The organism is Stenotrophomonas sp. TWI377 (genome assembly GCF_039674525.1).
GTDB lineage: Bacteria > Pseudomonadota > Gammaproteobacteria > Xanthomonadales > Xanthomonadaceae > Stenotrophomonas.
In genome coordinates this window covers 348,308-363,542 of record NZ_JBDJNT010000001.1, presented here as the reverse complement: position 1 = coordinate 363,542, position 15,235 = coordinate 348,308, and the positions used below count along the sequence as shown (strand labels likewise).

Below are 15,235 nucleotides of genomic sequence, written 5' to 3'. Positions count from 1 at the left end.
GGGTTCAGGCTCGGCCGGCCCTCACTTCGCCAGCAGGGGCCAGTAACCGTCCAGTTGCCTGCGCTGGCGGGCGGTGAGTTCACCGCCCAGCGCCGTCCTGAGCCGGTCTGCTTCAGCGCGGCGGCCGGCCCGAATCGATTCACGCGCCAGCTCCAGGTGGGCGCGTTGGCGCACGCTGAGGTTACCGAAGGGGTCGAACCAGGAATCCAGACGGCGGATATCCTTCACCCCGGTCCAGGTGAATCGTGCCTCGCCGGCGATGGCCGCAATCTGTCTGTAACGCCCGATCGCCTCGGCGCGACTGATGCGGCCCTGCAGCAGGTCCAGTCGTGTCGCCAGCAACTGCACCTCAGCGGCAGCACCACTCCCGGACAGGGCGTCCACCGTTTCGCGCAGGAATGCGTCGTCGCGGTTGCCTGTTTCTGCCTGTCTGCCGAGCAGGTTGAAGCTGGCGACCGCGAAGCGGTACGCCGGCAGTTCCCGTTGGTGGACATCCGCATCGTTCGGGGCACCCAGGCTCGACGGTTGCACCACCACGATGCCGGGCTCATCGGCCAGCACAGCATCGATGTCGCGCTTGTGGAACTCACCGACCACCACGACCACGGTGCCGCCTGGATGCGCCCGCGCGGCGGCCGCGATGCGCTTGGCCTGCAGGAAGGTGCGATACAGGAACAGGCGACGTGGCAGGTCCTGTGCGGTACGTGCCGCTGGGGTGAGGCTCCATTGCGTGGAGCGCGTCACATTGTGGGGATCGTCGGCATGGAAAAGCGTTCGGTGCAATTGCGCCGGCTCGGGGAAGGTCAGGAACTGTTGGAAGCCCCGGATCGGCCGGATTTCAGGAATCGCCTCCAGATCCATGCCGAAGCCCAGTTGGGCGTCTTCCGTCGAGGGATGCCAGTCGAAGGGGCACACGTCAATGTTGCGCTCCCGGGCGAACGGCACCACCACGTCCTGCACTTCGTAGGTGAACTCATAGAAATCGTTACGTGCAAATGCCTCCGGCGATCGCTCTATGCAGATGGCATCGGGCGCAGCGCGATCGAGGAACGCCGCCAGCACCGCGGGTCGATCCTCACGCGCCACGAGCTGCGCGGCATGGTCCACGCCCAGCACGATCACCTGTGTTGCTGTTTCAGGCGGCGCGCTCTTTGCAGGCAACGACAGCATTGCCAATACCACACCCACGACCAACATCCTGTTCATTACGGCTCCTGCGCACACGGTGTTTCGCGCAGGGTGGCAGGCTGCAGGACCGAATGCGGGTGCCAGAAGTTGTAGTCACGGCAACGGCGCGTGCGGGGAGACCAAGCCCTGCTCGCGCAGCGCGCTCCAGAATGCCGGCGGAATCGCGACCTCGGCCAACGCCAGATTCTCCGCGATACGGCTGGGCTGGCTGGCGCCCGGGATCACCGCCGCGACCGCCGGATGGGCGAGCGAGAACTGCAGCGCTGCGGCACGGATATCCACGCCGAACTGCGCGCACACCTGCTGCAGGCGCCCCACGCGATGCAGCACCTCGGCGCCGGCTTTCTGGTACTCATAGTGCGCGCCGCCGGCGAGAATGCCGGAGTTGTAGGGACCACCGACCACGACGCTGGCACCACGCGCTTCGGCCGCCGGCATCAGATTGGCCAGCGCTTCGTGGTGATCCAGCAGGGTGTAGCGCCCGGCGAGCACGAAGCCATCCGGGTCGGCCTGCTGCAGCGCCATCACGCAGGGCTCGACGCGGTTGACGCCCAGGCCCCAACCCTTGATGACACCTTCCTCGCGCAGCCGGGTCAGCGCGGTCGCGGCACCGGACATGGCCTGGTGGAACACGGCGCGCCAGTCATCGCCATGGAAATCCTTGGCCGGGTCATGGATCCAGACGATGTCGAGGCGGTCGGTCTTCAGGCGCTTCAGGCTCTCTTCGATCGCGCGCAGCGTGCCGTCGGCGCTGTAGTCGTAGACGATTCTGTTGGGCAGTCCGTGCTCGAACAGGCCTCCTTTCTCACCCAGATCACGCTGGGCGGTGTCTTCGGTTTCATCCAGCAGGCGACGGCCGACCTTGGTGCTGAGCACATAGGCATCGCGCGGATAGTGTTGCAGCGCTTCGCCTAGGCGCAGTTCGGCCAGGCCGGCGCCGTACATGGGGGCGGCGTCGAAGTAGCGGATGCCGTGGTCCCAGGCGGCGTGCACGGTGTCCAGTGCCTCCTGTTCGGGGATGGCGCGGTACATGTTGCCCAGAGGGGCGGTGCCGAAGCCGACGCGGCCGGGGAGATCAATGCGCATGCGGTGGGGTCCGAGGTTGCAGGCCAGGCAGTCTGCGCGCGGCGTTGGTCCGCAAACACCCGTCCAGCGGCGAAAGACAGTTGCCCTGGGCGCAAGGATCCCGGCCCGGCTGCGTAGCGTCTGCGGTGAGGCAACGATTACTCTGTGACCCGATCTCACAGGGGAGTGCGGAAGATGGGTTGGACCGGGAAGATCGCGCCGATGGCGCTGTGGTTGGCCGCCAGCGGGACCGTCATGGCGGCCACGCCCGCACCTTCAGCCGCGGAGGGCGTGCGGAACGTCCCCGGTTTTGCCTTACCGCTCTCGCCCTATCTGAGCCCTGAAGCACAGGCGGCGATGCGCAGCGCGGTGGTCAACGGTGATCCCGTCGCAAAGATGGACAACGCCACCGTGCTCAAGGAATTGGCAGCGATCCGCAAGGGCGCGGACGCGTGGGCCTACGGAGAAATCCAGGCGCTGCGCGAGCGCTATCCGGTTGAGCTGCACCATGAACGCTGGAACGGGGTGCCGGTGGTGCGGGTCGAGCCGCACAGTGCACCCGCCGACCCGGCGCAGCGGCGGCTGCTGATCGAGCTGCATGGCGGCGCCTTCGTCTTCGGGCGTGCCGACAGTCTCGGCCTGCTCGAGGCGATCCCGGTGGCGGCAATGACCGGTGCCACGGTGGTGGCGGTGGAATATCGGCAGGGGCCCGAGCACCACTTTCCGGCCGCCAGCGAGGATGTCGCGGCGGTATATCGCGCCGCGTTGGAGAAAATGCCCGCGCAGCACATCGCCCTGTTCGGCTGCTCGGCCGGCGGCGTGCTGACCGGTGAATCGCTGGCGTGGTTCGACAAGGAGAAGCTGCCGATGCCGGCCGCGGCCGGGTTGTTCTGCGCCGGCGGCGATGCCCGTTACGGCGGCGACTCGCGCTATGTGGCCGCAGCGGTGACCGACGCCCTGCTGCCGCATGCCGATGGCACGCTGCCGATCATGGAAGATCTGTACTACGGCAAGGTCGATTTCCGGGATCCACTGGTGTCGCCGGTGTTTTCCGATGCGGTACTGGCCCGGTTTCCGCCCACGCTGTTCATCACCGCCACCCGCGCGGCCGAAATGAGCAACGTCGCCTACACCCATTCCCGACTGGTGGACCTCGGCCGCGAGTCGGACCTGCACGTCTGGGACGGCCTGGGCCACGCCTTCCACCTGGACGCGCGCTTGCCGGAAAGCCAGCAGGCCTACCGGGTGATGGCGCGCTTCTTCGCCAGGCACCTGCAGATGCCGCTGCCGGCATCCCCGGGGGAGTAGGGCGCACAGGGCCTGCATACGCTGTGCATACATCCGTATGCACGGTGCTTACATGCCGTTGCCTACGGTGGAACCCTAGTGCACCCGCGCTCGGTTTTCCCCATAAGGAGTAGATGATGAGTCAGCAGATTCCCGAAGGTACCCTGGTCGTTGTAGCCGATGGCGGCTCGGCCCGCGTGTTCACCAACGTTGGCACCGCGCACAAGCTGCAACTCAAGCAGGAGGGGGAACTGCAGCTGCAGGCCGTGAGCGATACCGGCGCATCCGGGCAGGGGCCGTCCGGCTCGGTGCCCCAGGAAATGTCGATTTCCCAGCTCAACGAGGCGACGTTTGCCAAGCAGGTGGCGGCGCAGTTGAACGAAGACGCGTTGAAGAACCGCTACGCGCACCTGATCCTGATCGCCGACCCGCAGACCCTGGGCCGTATCCGCCCGCTGCTGCACAAGGAAACCCAGGAGCGTCTGCTCAAGGATCTGGCCAAGGACTTCACCAACGCGCCGCTGGAGGATATCCAGCGCGCGCTGTCCTGAGAATCGCCCATGACCTTCGTTCGTGAGTACAGCCCATCGGACATCACCCGTGCCGACATCGATGCGGGCAGCGGATGGGTGCTCCTGGAATTCGGTACCGGTTGGTGCGGCCATTGCAGTGCCGCCCAGCCCCTGCTGCAGAAGTTTCTGGGTGGCTACGACGCGACACACCTGAAGGTCGAGGACGGGAAGGGGCGGCCACTGGGCCGCTCCTTTGCCGTGAAGCTGTGGCCGACCGTGATCCTGCTGCGCGACGGCCACGAAATCGCGCGGGCGGTGCGACCGCATGAGCGCGAGGATCTGGCGCCACTGATCGATGCGCTTGAGAGCGGGCAGTAACACACGGCCCACTCTCAACCGCCGTGCGATCACAGTCAGTACAATCCATTTCCCGCGTTGCGCAGGCGTGTATGCATCGCGTGAAAAGCGTACCCAAACAGCTTGAAACACGCTGTTCCACGCTGCCAGACAGGGCAGTACGGGGCTCGCGCTGGCCAAATGTAGTAACATGGCTCGCTTGATCACCCCCGGGCCATTGCCCGCTTCCTGGTCATCCATCCCGCAGCGTCGCTGAGTCCACGCGGCCGTCCGGGATCGTCTGTTGCAACCCCTCTTCGCGCATCGCGCTGTGTCATCAGAGGCGGTATTTCCTGTGCCGTGCGCGGGACCTCGGGCGCCGTGATGGCCTGCTTCCAGGAGAAAGCAGATGCAGGACCTGCCTGCCGCACACGCTCATTTCGGCTGGTTCAAACGCCGCCGCCAGATGCATGTCGACGAAGTCACCGTCGTTGATCGTCCCATGTTGAAGAAGGCCGTTGGCGCCGCCGCACTCGGCAACGCGATGGAGTGGTTCGATTTCGGCGTCTACGGCTACCTCGCCGTGACCCTTGGCCAGGTGTTCTTCCCCGACAGCAGCCCGACCGCACAGCTGATCGCCACCTTCGCCACCTTTACCGTCGCCTTCCTGGTGCGCCCGCTGGGCGGGCTGGTGTTCGGGCCGCTGGGCGACAAGTACGGGCGGCAGAAGGTGCTCGCGGCCACCATGATCCTGATGGCCGCCGGTACCTTCAGCATCGGCCTGATTCCCTCGTACGACCGCATCGGGATCTGGGCGCCGGCGCTGCTGCTGCTTGCCCGCATCGTGCAGGGGTTCTCCACCGGCGGTGAGTATGGCGGCGCGGCAACGTTCATCGCCGAGTATTCGACCGACCGCAATCGTGGCCTCATGGGTAGCTGGCTGGAGTTCGGTACGCTGGGCGGCTACATCGCCGGTGCCGGCACGGTCACCGCGCTGCACATGGCCCTGAGCAGCACGCAGATGCTGGACTGGGGCTGGCGCATCCCGTTCCTCGTCGCCGGTCCGCTGGGTCTGCTTGGCCTGTACATGCGCATGAAGCTCGAAGAGACGCCGGCGTTCCGCGCGTATGCCGAAGAGGCCGAGAAGCGCGATCACGAACGCCCCGGCCTGGGCGCGCTGTTCCGTGTGCATTGGGCCCAGCTGCTGATCTGTGTCGGCCTGGTGCTGGTGTTCAACGTCACCGATTACATGCTGCTCACCTACATGCCCAGCTATCTCAGCGTCACGATGGGCTATGCCGAGAGCAAAGGCCTGCTGCTGATCATCATCGTGATGCTGGTAATGATGCCGCTCAATGTGCTGGGCGGGCTGTTCAGCGATCGCCTGGGCCGCCGCCCGATGATCATCGGTGCCTGCATCGCGCTGTTCCTGCTCGCGATCCCGTGCCTGAAGCTGGTCGGCAGTGGCAATGACTGGCTGATCTTCCTCGGGCTGATGCTGCTCGGCGTGGCGCTGGTGTGCTTCACCAGCTCGATGCCGTCCACGCTGCCGGCGCTGTTCTATACGCCGGTGCGCTACAGCGCGCTGTCGATCGCGTTCAATGTATCGGTTTCGCTGTTCGGTGGCACCACGCCGTTGGTGACCGCCTGGCTGGTGGAGCGCACCGGCGATCCGCTGGTGCCGGCGTACTACCTGATGGGCGCGGCGGTGATCGGCGTGATCACCATGCTGTTCGTGCGTGAGACGGCCGGGATGCCGCTGCGTGGTTCGCCGCCGGCGGTGGCCAGCGAGGCCGAAGCCCGTGCGCTGATGCACAGCGACGAGCCGGTCACGGTGGATGCGACCCAGCCGACGCTGCCGGTGGCCGCCGTGCCGGAGGACGCGCGTCCGGCGTAACGCCGGTCCGCGTCCATCATCAACGGCGCACCAATGGCGCCGGGCGATCGGCCCGGCGCCGGCAACACCCGCACCGCAACATGTCAGCCCGCTCGGCCAGTGCTAGGATCGACTTCACCTGAATCGATCTAAATTCAACGCCATGACAAAAACGGGGACGGTGCGGTGGTTGGGGCTCGCGGTAGGGGCGATGTTGGTGGCCAGCACTGCCACAGCGGCACCGGCCAAGGTCGGCGAACGCGCTTATGCGGCGGTCGATCCGTTCATCGGCACGGCCGGGGAGGGGCACACCTATCCCGGCGCGACCGTTCCGTTCGGCATGGTGCAGCTCAGTCCGGACACCCGTATCCAGCCGCGCGAGAAGGCCTATGGCTGGGCCGCCGGCTACAGGCATGACGACACCAGCATCGTCGGCTTCTCGCACACGCACTTCTCCGGCAGCGGCCATTCCGATCTGGGCGATGTGCTGCTGATGCCGGTGCGCACCGATGCCAGCCTGGAGCGGGGCGACCCCGACAAACCCGGCAGCGGCTATACCTCGCGCTTCCGCCACGACGACGAGCGCGCCGAACCAGGCTACTACGCCGTCACCCTGGATGATCCGAAGGTGCGCGCCGAGCTGACCACCAGCACCCGCGTCGGCGTGCATCGCTATACCTATCCGGCCAACCAGCCCGCACGCGTGCTGCTGGACCTGCGCACCAGTCTGTACGACTACCCGGGCAAGATCATGTGGTCACGCCTGCGCGCCCGCGAGGACGGCACCATCACCGGCTTCCGCGAGACCCGCGGCTGGGCACCGGGCCGGCAGCTGTATTTCGCGATGCGCTTCTCGCGGCCGCTGACCGGTCACGCATTCCACAACACCGAGACCGACATCGCCTACAAGGGCTTCCCGCCGCCGGGGCACCAGAGCCCCGCGCAGCGTGCGCAGATTGAAGGGCGCCAGCTGGTCGGCACGTTTGATTTCGGCACGCTGGACACGCCGCTGGTGGTGACGGTGGCGATTTCCTCGGTCAGCGAGGCCGGTGCGATCGCCAACCTGGAAAGCGAAGTGCCCGGCTTCGATTTCGACCGTGTCCGCGCCGAGGCGAAAGCGCAGTGGACGCAGGCACTGTCGGTACTGGATATCGACGGCCCCGAGCACGACCGCCGCAGCGCCTACACCGCGCTGTACCACAGCCTGCTCGGGCCGACCGTGTTCATGGACAGCGATGGCCAGTACCGCGGCTCGGACAATGCCGTGCACCGCGCCGAGGGCTATACCAACTACTCGACGTTCTCGCTGTGGGACACCTACCGCGCCCTGCATCCACTGCTGACCCTGGTGCAGCCGGAGAAGCGCAACAGCGATTTCATCAATTCGCTGCTCGCGCACCAGCACAACAGCGCCTACGGGATGCTGCCGGTATGGGCGTTCCACGGCCAGGAGACCTGGTGCATGATCGGCTACCACGCCGTGCCGGTGATCGCCGATGCCTACCTCAAGGGCATCCGCGGGTTCGATGAGAACAAGGCGTTGGCGGCGATGGTGGCTACCGCCAATTACGGCCCGTACGATGGCATCGCGCAGTACCGCGAGCTGGGCTGGGTGCCGATCGATGAAGAAGGCGAGGCCGCCAGCAAGACACTGGAATATGCGTTCGACGACTGGACCATCGCGCGCATGGCCAAGGCCATGGGCAACACGAAGGTTGCCGGGGAGTTCGAGAAGCGCGCCACGAACTGGCGCAATGCCTATGACAAGGACACCGGCTTCATGCGGGCGCGCAAGCGCGATGGCAGCTTCCGCACGCCGTTCGACCCGAGCGCCAGCGGCTACGGCACGGATTACACCGAAGGCAACGCCTGGCAGTACTCCTGGTATGTGCCGCACGACGTGGCCGGCCTGGCCGCCGCGCACGGGGGCAGCGACGCGCTGCTGGCCCGTCTGGACCAGGTGTTCGAGGCCAATGTCGACCCCTCGATCTTCGAGCATATGGAAGACATCACCGGCCTGATCGGCTGGTACGCGCACGGCAACGAGCCCAGCCACCACGTGGCCTATCTGTATGCCCATGCCGGGCAGCCGTGGCGCACCCAGGCGCGCCTGAAGCAGATCATGGACACCCAGTACGCCGACCGTCCCGATGGCTTGGCCGGCAATGACGACCTGGGCCAGATGTCGGCCTGGTACGTGTTCACCGCACTGGGCTTCTACCCGGTGGCCCCGGGCAGCGGCGAATACATCATCGGCCGTCCGTTCCTGCCCAAGGCGGCACTGCACCTGCCTAACGGCAAGACCTTCACCATCGTCACCGACGGGCTGGGCAAGGGCCATGACTACGTCGGCTCGGTGACCCTCAATGGCCACCCGCTGCAGCGCACCTTCCTGCGCCACGACGAGATCCTGGCCGGCGGCGAGCTGCGCTTCACGCTCCAGGCCGAGCCGAACATGGCTTGGCCGGGGCAGGGCGCCGAGCAGCCGTACTCGATGTCCCGCTGACGAGCCTCTGGACCCTCCTTCTGGCCAAAATGGGATTTATGTCCAATTTGGCCAGAAGGGGTATAGTGGGCCCATCCCGTCCTGGAGCGTGCCATGACCCTGCCACTGGATCTGCCCGGCCTTGAGAAGGCCACGGCCTCGTCGGTGAAAACCCGCGGTTGGCCCAGCCTGATGCGCACCGTTCGCGAAAAGCAGGCCCTGGTGATCACCAACCACAATCATCCCGAAGCGGTGATAGTGGACATCAAGACCTACCAGGAACTGCTGGCCAAGGCCGCCGGCGGCGACCTCGATGAGCGCATGGGCGAGCTGGAACGCCTGCGCGCCGCGTTCGATACCACCCTCGCCAGCCTGGGCCGCGATGGTGGGCTGGGCAAGGTACTGGGGCAGCCGATCCGACGCGGCCGCAAGGTCGCCCTCGGCAGTCCGCTCTGACCAATGGGACGGATTCTGGTGCTGGCCGGTGTCAATGGCGCCGGCAAGAGTTCGCTGCTGGGCATGTGGCTGGAAGAAGAAGGCCTGACATGGTTCAACCCGGATACGTTCACCCGCCGCCTGGTGCAGACGGGGTGGTCGTTGGGCGAGGCCAACGCTGCGGCCTGGAATGAAGGCGCGCGCCGGCTGCGGCAGGCGATCGACGAGGGCACCGACTTCGCGTTCGAAACCACGCTGGGCGGCAACACAATCCCGCGTCTGCTGCGTGAGGCGTGCGAGCAGCACGACGTGGCGATCTGGTTCTGCGGCCTGCAGAGCGTGGAGCTGCACATGGAACGTGTCGCGGCCCGGGTCAGCCGCGGCGGGCATGACATCCCCGCCGACAAGATCCGTGCCCGCTACGATTCCTCGCGCGAAAACCTGCTGGCCCTGCTGCCGCACTTGGCCGAGCTGCATGTCTACGACAACAGCGCCCCGGCCGATGCCGATGGCGCCGAACCGCTGCCGGTGCTGCAGCTGGATCGCAACGGGCTGCACTATCCTGCCTCGGCGATCGAGCTGCTGCAGACCCCGGACTGGGCCAAGCCGATCGTGATGCGGGCCATGGAGCTGCATACCCCTGCGTAAGCGTTACTGCAGGGGCCGGAGCAGCAACAGCACGCTCAGCGTCAGCATGAAGACCGCGATGCCCGCGTCCAGCCAGCGCCACGCCCTGGCATGCGCGAACCACGGTTGCAGCCAGCGCGCCCCGACGCCCAGCAGGGTGAACCACGACACGCTGGCCAGGCACGCGCCTGCCGCGAACAGCCAGCGGGCGTCGCCCGGGTAGCGGGTCGAGAGGCTGCCGAGCAGCACCATCGTGTCCAGGTAGACGTGCGGATTGAGGAAGGTGAATGCCAGGCAGACCAGCAGCGTGCGCCGCCATCCCGCCTGCATGTCAGAAGCTGCATCGAGCCCGCCACCGCCGGACCAGGCCCGGCGCGCTGCCATAAGGCCGTATACCGCGAGAAAGGCCGCCCCACCGAAGCGCAGGACCTCGAGCAGCAATGGGAAACGCGCCACGGCTGCGCCGATGCCGGCCACCCCCAGCAGTATCAGGGCGATGTCGCCGGCTGCGCAGACCGCGACCACCAGCGCGACGCGCTGCTGTTTCAGGCCCTGGCGGAGCACGAAGGCGTTCTGGGCGCCGATGGCGATGATGAGACCGGCGCCTGTGAGAAATCCGGCGAGGGCGGCAGCTGGCTGCCTCCCAGCGGATCAAGGCGCTGGAGGACCGTCTCGGCCAGGTCCTGATCGTGCGCCAGGCACCGTGCCGCCCCACACCTGCCGGTGAGCAGCTGCTGCGCCGGGTACGTCCGATGCAGACCCTGGAAGAAGAGGTGCTCGCCGATTTCCTGCCGGATGCGGAGGTGCAGCATCGCAACGTCTGCCTGGCGGTCAACGACGACTCGCTCGAAACCTGGTTTCTTCCCGCGCTGGCCGCGTTGCATGCTGCGCATGGCTATACCTTCGACCTGCGCGTGGACGACCAGGACCACACGCTGGATCTGCTGCGAGACGGCTCGGCACTGGGCGCGGTGACGGCGGATGCCAAGGCCCTGCAGGGCTGCAATGTCCATCCGCTGGGCACGATGCGCTATCTGGCGATCGCGGCGCCGGCATTCAAAGCGGCGTATTTCGGTGTGGGCGTGAGCGCGGCATCCCTGGCCACTGCCCCGATGATCGTCTTCAACCGCAAGGACCGGCTGCAGGCGCGGTATCTACGCACCGTTACGCGCGCCACGCTGTCCCCGCCGGTGCACTACCTGCCTACGTCGACGGGTTTTGTCGAGGCCGCTGCACTTGGGCTGGGCTGGTGCCTGGTGCCCGAGTCGCTCGCCTCCACTGCGCTGCAGAGAAACGCCGTGGTCGAGCTTGATCCAGCGCGCTGGATCGACGTGCCGCTGTACTGGCAGCACGCCGCGATCCGCTCGACCACGCTTCAGGGCATCACGGCTGCCATGCGGGACGCGGCAGGCAAGGTGCTCCGCGATCCGTAACGGGGCCGGCGCGTTTCAGCCGACGGGCTCGTGGATCGGGCATCCATTGAATCGGGAGCGGAACTGACGCGAGGCGGCCATCACCACGCGGCGTGCACGATTCAGTCCGCCGAGAGGACGATGCTCGGCCAGCGCGTGCCACGGCGCGAACGCGAGCGCATCCTCGACGCCCGGCGAGGTGTCAGGCTGCCACGCCTCCTGCTGCGCCACGCTCAGGCGTGCAACCGGCAGGAACGGGCTGTCCGCCTCGGCCCAGGCAACCGACGCATCTTCGATCGGCATGCGCTCCACATCGCGGCACAGCTGCACGCGCAGCTCCCATTCGACCGGATTGGGCAGGTCGGTGAAGAAGGCCACCACCGCGTCGCGCTGCGCATCCTCGTCCGAGCCGATTTTGTCGCCGGTCAGTGCGAGCAGGGCAGGTGAGACCGGTGCCAACGAAAACTTGGCCATGTACGGACCGTAGAGAAACGGCACCTGGCTGAAGAAGGTCTCCCCCAGCGGATGGTGCTGCGGCTCCCCGCCCATGCCTTTGAGCAGGGCGCTCTGGCCACCGACCGCCTCCAGCGCCGCCTCCGCACCCCGCAGCGTGGCGGAAATCATCCGTTTGGTACGCGGCATCCGTTCGGTGGTCGCGGCAAGCAGCTTGGCCGAGCGCAGGAAGCCGGCCACACCGGGCGTGTTGAACGCGGGGCCGTTGACCATCAGGAAGTCCTGCGTGTGCTGCTCCTCGGCGCCTTCCGCACGCGCGCCGTCCACGCCGATCACCTTGAGCGCCATCGCGCGCGGGGTGGAGACCGAATCGGGAAGCTGCTCGGCCGGCGGCGAGGACAATCGCACCCGCGCGTCGTAGCTGCCGGGCCGCGCAAACAGGCCGTGGCGCAGCTCGGCCGGCAACCCGTCCAGTACGCGCAGCCGGCCCTTCAACAACCCTTGGCCCTTGGCGTGCACCGCGCGGTGGGCGTGGCCTTCCTGCTCGGCCACCGTCAGCGCCATGCGCGCAAACACCTCGGTCAACTCACGGATATGCGTCGCCTCATCTTCGTCGGCATGCTCGAGCGAGGCGTGGTAAAGAACGGGTGGGGGCAGTGACATGCAGGCTCCTGTTGTGATCAACGGCGGCGATCAAGCGCGGAAAGGGCAACGCGCTGCGCGGGGAGGACGGCTCCCCGCACAATGCAATGCCGGAGGGGAAACGGGAAGGTCAGGCCGCGGCGGCCTTGGCATTGCCGCCGCCGGCCAGGGCCAGCAGCGTCAGCTTCTCGTCGGTGTCCTTCTCCTCCTTGAGCGTTTCCAGCAGCAGTGGCACGGCTGCCTTGTAGCCCAGCTGTTTGGCCAGTGCGGCAATGGTGCCGTAGGAGGCGATTTCGTAATGCTCGACCTTCTGCGCGCCACCAATCAGTGCAGCATCGCGGACCGGGCCCTCCTCGATACCGTCGATCGCCTCTTTGCCTTCCTCGACCAGGCCTTCCATCGCGGCGCATTTGATGCGCTTGAGCCGGATCCCCAGCAGTTCCACCACCTGGTCGATGCGCTCGATCTGGCCCTGGGTCTCTTCCAGGTGCGTCGTGAACGCGGCGGCCAGGTCAGGACTGGAGGCGGCGCGCGCCAGTCGGGGCAGCGCCTTGGTCAGCTGCTTCTCTGCACTGTAGATATCCGAGAGCTCGTGGATGAACAGGTCTTCTGCGGTCTTGATCGCCATGGAGGTGCTGCCGGTGGGTTTGAGTGTCCGACGCTAGGCGCGTGGGTGTTAGTCCGGTGCGCTTTGTTGTGAAGGGCCCCTGCACGCGCGCTCAGGGCGCGTCGGGCCACGCCTTCAGCAGGGGCAGCGGATCGTAAGCGCCGTCGGCACCGTAGATGCCCCAGTGCAGATGCGGCGGCGTGCCCTTCGCGTTGCCGGTATCGCCGACGTAGCCCAGCACGTCGCCCTGCTCGATGATGTCGCCACGCGCCAGGCCTTCGCGCCAGTCATCCAGATGGGCGTAGTAATAGCGCTCGCGTGCCGGCCCCATCACCCAGACCTGACGCCCGCCCAGACCGCTCTCGCGGATATCGGCAACGATTCCCGGGGTGGCGCTGCGCACCTCGGTGCCCCGCTTGGCGAAGATGTCCACGCCGGCGTGCGTGCGGTCGCGTCCACGCGGTGCGCCGAACGTATTGGCCACCTGGCGTGCGGCCACGCCCGCCACGGGGACGGGCAGCGCGGTGGGTGCAGGCATCTGTGACAGGCGCCAGAGTGCCCGCGGTGATTCGGCGATGGGGCTGTTCCACACCACCCCTGCCACTACGATGCAGACGACAAGGATGAACAGCCGCACCAGCCAGCGTCGTACGCGGCGGGCCGGGGAGGGGGCGGGCGGCGAAAAGCTCACGGTGTTGTCCCGCCCGTCTTCTTAGCCGCCGTGCGTCCCGACACATGCACATGCGCCGGCACGTGCCACCGCCACGGAAATTCGATTGCCTTGCTGATGCCGATCCGGGGCCCGACCACCGGGTCCTGCGGTGGCGCCATCCCATCGGACACGATGCGGATGCCGCGGTCATTGCGCACCAGATCCGCGCCGTCCAAGGCCTTGGTGATGCCCATCGCCTGCGACAGCCGACCGGGGCCACTGGCCAGATCGCGCGCGCGCTTGATCGCCGGCCGCGCTTCCTGGATCAACGTCAGTCCGGCCACCGGCTCCAATGCCCGCAGCAGCACGCCCCAGCCTTGACCGATCTCGCCACACACCGCGTTCGAGCCCCAGTGCATGCCGTAGCTGAAATACACGTAGAGATGACCGGCTTCACCGAACATCGTGGCGGTGCGCGCGGTCATACCGCGATACGAATGCGCCGCCGGGTCCTGGTCACCTGCGTATGCTTCCACCTCCACGATGCGCCCAGCGCGACCGTCATCGCGCACCAGCAGCTTGTTCAGCAGCTCGGGCGCCACCTCGGTCGGGTGGCGCTGGTAAAAACGCCGCGGCAGAACCGTCCACGTTTTCATGACCCTCCACGCAATGGATACCCTTTGCCAGTCCGAAACGAGCGCCTACTGTGACGCGACCAGGGTCAATGCACGATCAACGCCGCCATCGTCACGCCACGCTCGCCCGGCATTCGCGGCAGATTGATTGACGCGGGGCAATCCTCGAGGCCTGTCTCCGCCGCCATGCAGCACGCACCATGCCTGCCAGAAAGCGCCTGAAAATCGCGACCTTCAATGTCAACGGCGTGCTGACCCGGCTGCCGCATCTGCTCGCGTGGCTGGCGCGCGAACAACCGGACATCGTGGCACTGCAGGAACTCAAGGCGACCCAAGAGGCCTTCCCGGAGACAGCGATCCGCGATGCGGGATACGGCTGCATCTGGCACGGCCAGCGCTCATGGAATGGCGTCGCGCTGCTGGCGCGCGGCCAGGACCCGATCGAGAGCCGGCGCGGCTTGCCCGGCGACCCGAACGATGACCAGAGCCGTTATCTGGAGGCGGCCGCGCACGGGGTGATCGTGGGCGGGCTGTACCTGCCCAATGGGAATCCGCAGCCCGGCCCGAAGTTCGATTACAAGCTGAAGTGGATGCAGCGCCTGCAAAAACACGCCAAGAGCCTGGTCGCGCTGCCGCATCCCGTCGCACTGATCGGCGATTTCAACGTTGTCCCGACCGATGCGGACATCTACGAGCCCAAGTCCTGGCGGAAGGACGCGCTGCTGCAGCCGGAGGTGCGCGAGGCCTACCAGGCACTGCTCGCCCAAGGCTGGACCGACAGCCTGCGTGCGGTGCACGGCGACGCACAGATCTTCACCTTCTGGGACTACTTCCGTGAGCACTTCGCCCGTGACCGTGGATTGAGGATCGACCATCTGCTGCTCAATCCGGTCCTTGCTCCCGGCCTGAAAGATGCCGGCGTGGACAGGTGGGTGCGCGCATTGGAGAAGCCCAGCGACCACGCGCCCACGTGGATCGAGGTGGTGGCGCCTTCCAAGCCCCGATAACCGCGCCGGCCCGATA

General features: G+C 66.8%; 14 protein-coding genes and 2 pseudogenes. 9 read left to right on the top strand and 7 right to left on the bottom strand.

Features of this window, described 5'->3' with window-relative positions:
* Positions 1 to 21: 21 nt before the first annotated feature.
* Entirely contained in the window at positions 22 to 1,206 is a 1,185-nt protein-coding gene (locus ABE546_RS01555) for a hypothetical protein (RefSeq protein ID WP_313212152.1), read from the bottom strand.
* Positions 1,207 to 1,281: 75 nt separating this feature from the next.
* Positions 1,282 to 2,274, bottom strand: coding sequence for an aldo/keto reductase (locus tag ABE546_RS01550; RefSeq protein ID WP_313212150.1), 993 nt, complete (start codon positions 2,272 to 2,274; stop codon positions 1,282 to 1,284).
* Positions 2,275 to 2,508: 234 nt separating this feature from the next.
* On the opposite strand from ABE546_RS01550, the gene ABE546_RS01545 reads away from it, so the two are divergent.
* The 7 genes from ABE546_RS01545 to ABE546_RS01515 all read left to right on the top strand — a co-directional run bounded on the left by ABE546_RS01545 (position 2,509) and on the right by ABE546_RS01515 (position 9,832).
* On the top strand, positions 2,509 to 3,561 hold the full coding sequence (locus ABE546_RS01545) for an alpha/beta hydrolase fold domain-containing protein (RefSeq protein WP_313212181.1): 1,053 nt from the start codon (positions 2,509 to 2,511) through the stop codon (positions 3,559 to 3,561).
* A 116-nt stretch (positions 3,562 to 3,677) separates the two neighbouring features.
* On the top strand, positions 3,678 to 4,091 hold the full coding sequence (locus ABE546_RS01540) for a host attachment family protein (protein WP_313212149.1): 414 nt from the start codon (positions 3,678 to 3,680) through the stop codon (positions 4,089 to 4,091).
* A gap of 9 nt (positions 4,092 to 4,100) precedes the next feature.
* Positions 4,101 to 4,430, top strand: coding sequence for a thioredoxin family protein (locus tag ABE546_RS01535; protein ID WP_313212148.1), 330 nt, complete (start codon positions 4,101 to 4,103; stop codon positions 4,428 to 4,430).
* A gap of 367 nt (positions 4,431 to 4,797) precedes the next feature.
* Positions 4,798 to 6,285: a glycine betaine/L-proline transporter ProP gene (proP, locus tag ABE546_RS01530; protein ID WP_313212147.1), complete on the top strand. Its 1,488-nt coding sequence runs from the start codon at positions 4,798 to 4,800 to the stop codon at positions 6,283 to 6,285.
* A gap of 190 nt (positions 6,286 to 6,475) precedes the next feature.
* A complete protein-coding gene (locus ABE546_RS01525; RefSeq protein WP_346462438.1) occupies positions 6,476 to 8,770 on the top strand; it encodes a GH92 family glycosyl hydrolase in 2,295 nt (764 codons plus the stop codon).
* Positions 8,771 to 8,863: 93 nt separating this feature from the next.
* Positions 8,864 to 9,205: a type II toxin-antitoxin system prevent-host-death family antitoxin gene (locus ABE546_RS01520; protein WP_261996700.1), complete on the top strand. Its 342-nt coding sequence runs from the start codon at positions 8,864 to 8,866 to the stop codon at positions 9,203 to 9,205.
* Between the two features lie 3 nt (positions 9,206 to 9,208).
* Positions 9,209 to 9,832, top strand: coding sequence for an AAA family ATPase (locus tag ABE546_RS01515; RefSeq protein ID WP_346462436.1), 624 nt, complete (start codon positions 9,209 to 9,211; stop codon positions 9,830 to 9,832).
* Positions 9,833 to 9,835: 3 nt separating this feature from the next.
* Here ABE546_RS01515 and ABE546_RS01510 read toward each other — a convergent pair whose 3' ends face one another.
* Positions 9,836 to 10,405 (bottom strand): LysE/ArgO family amino acid transporter, encoded by a 570-nt coding sequence (locus ABE546_RS01510; RefSeq protein ID WP_313209926.1) that lies wholly within the window; start codon positions 10,403 to 10,405, stop codon positions 9,836 to 9,838.
* A gap of 47 nt (positions 10,406 to 10,452) precedes the next feature.
* Here ABE546_RS01510 and ABE546_RS01505 point away from each other — a divergent pair.
* A pseudogene (locus ABE546_RS01505) lies at positions 10,453 to 11,244 on the top strand (ArgP/LysG family DNA-binding transcriptional regulator); the annotation flags it as partial.
* Positions 11,245 to 11,259: 15 nt separating this feature from the next.
* Here the strand turns inward: ABE546_RS01505 and ABE546_RS01500 are convergent.
* From ABE546_RS01500 to ABE546_RS01485, 4 genes are all read right to left on the bottom strand, one after another.
* The gene (locus ABE546_RS01500) at positions 11,260 to 12,339 is read right to left on the bottom strand and encodes a catalase family protein (RefSeq protein WP_313209901.1); all 1,080 of its coding nucleotides are present in this window, start codon (positions 12,337 to 12,339) and stop codon (positions 11,260 to 11,262) included.
* A gap of 109 nt (positions 12,340 to 12,448) precedes the next feature.
* Positions 12,449 to 12,946, bottom strand: a complete 498-nt coding sequence (locus ABE546_RS01495; protein WP_313209899.1) for a ferritin-like domain-containing protein — start codon at positions 12,944 to 12,946, stop codon at positions 12,449 to 12,451.
* 91 nt (positions 12,947 to 13,037) lie between these two features.
* Positions 13,038 to 13,616 carry a M23 family metallopeptidase gene (locus ABE546_RS01490; protein ID WP_346462434.1) on the bottom strand — a complete coding sequence of 193 codons (579 nt, stop codon included), beginning with the start codon at positions 13,614 to 13,616 and terminating at the stop codon, positions 13,038 to 13,040.
* On the bottom strand, positions 13,613 to 14,233 hold the full coding sequence (locus tag ABE546_RS01485; RefSeq protein ID WP_346462432.1) for a DNA-3-methyladenine glycosylase: 621 nt from the start codon (positions 14,231 to 14,233) through the stop codon (positions 13,613 to 13,615). The genes ABE546_RS01490 and ABE546_RS01485 overlap by 4 nt, the downstream gene beginning before the upstream one ends.
* A 179-nt stretch (positions 14,234 to 14,412) precedes the next feature.
* Between ABE546_RS01485 and xth the strand changes: the two are divergent.
* Positions 14,413 to 15,189: pseudogene (gene xth / locus ABE546_RS01480) on the top strand (exodeoxyribonuclease III); the annotation flags it as partial.
* Positions 15,190 to 15,235 lie beyond the last annotated feature (46 nt).

Excerpts from the sequence above, each read along its gene's own strand:
- proP (WP_313212147.1), top strand. The coding sequence starts at position 4,798 with ATGCAGGACCTGCCTGCCGCACACGCTCATTTCGGCTGGTTCAAACGC.
- ABE546_RS01495 (WP_313209899.1), bottom strand. The coding sequence starts at position 12,946 with ATGGCGATCAAGACCGCAGAAGACCTGTTCATCCACGAGCTCTCGGAT.
- ABE546_RS01525 (WP_346462438.1), top strand. The coding sequence starts at position 6,476 with ATGTTGGTGGCCAGCACTGCCACAGCGGCACCGGCCAAGGTCGGCGAA.
- ABE546_RS01550 (WP_313212150.1), bottom strand. The coding sequence starts at position 2,274 with ATGCGCATTGATCTCCCCGGCCGCGTCGGCTTCGGCACCGCCCCTCTG.
- ABE546_RS01500 (WP_313209901.1), bottom strand. The coding sequence starts at position 12,339 with ATGTCACTGCCCCCACCCGTTCTTTACCACGCCTCGCTCGAGCATGCC.
- ABE546_RS01540 (WP_313212149.1), top strand. The coding sequence starts at position 3,678 with ATGAGTCAGCAGATTCCCGAAGGTACCCTGGTCGTTGTAGCCGATGGC.
- ABE546_RS01535 (WP_313212148.1), top strand. The coding sequence starts at position 4,101 with ATGACCTTCGTTCGTGAGTACAGCCCATCGGACATCACCCGTGCCGAC.
- ABE546_RS01520 (WP_261996700.1), top strand. The coding sequence starts at position 8,864 with ATGACCCTGCCACTGGATCTGCCCGGCCTTGAGAAGGCCACGGCCTCG.
- ABE546_RS01545 (WP_313212181.1), top strand. The coding sequence starts at position 2,509 with ATGGCGGCCACGCCCGCACCTTCAGCCGCGGAGGGCGTGCGGAACGTC.
- ABE546_RS01485 (WP_346462432.1), bottom strand. The coding sequence starts at position 14,233 with ATGAAAACGTGGACGGTTCTGCCGCGGCGTTTTTACCAGCGCCACCCG.
- ABE546_RS01555 (WP_313212152.1), bottom strand. The coding sequence starts at position 1,206 with ATGAACAGGATGTTGGTCGTGGGTGTGGTATTGGCAATGCTGTCGTTG.
- ABE546_RS01515 (WP_346462436.1), top strand. The coding sequence starts at position 9,209 with ATGGGACGGATTCTGGTGCTGGCCGGTGTCAATGGCGCCGGCAAGAGT.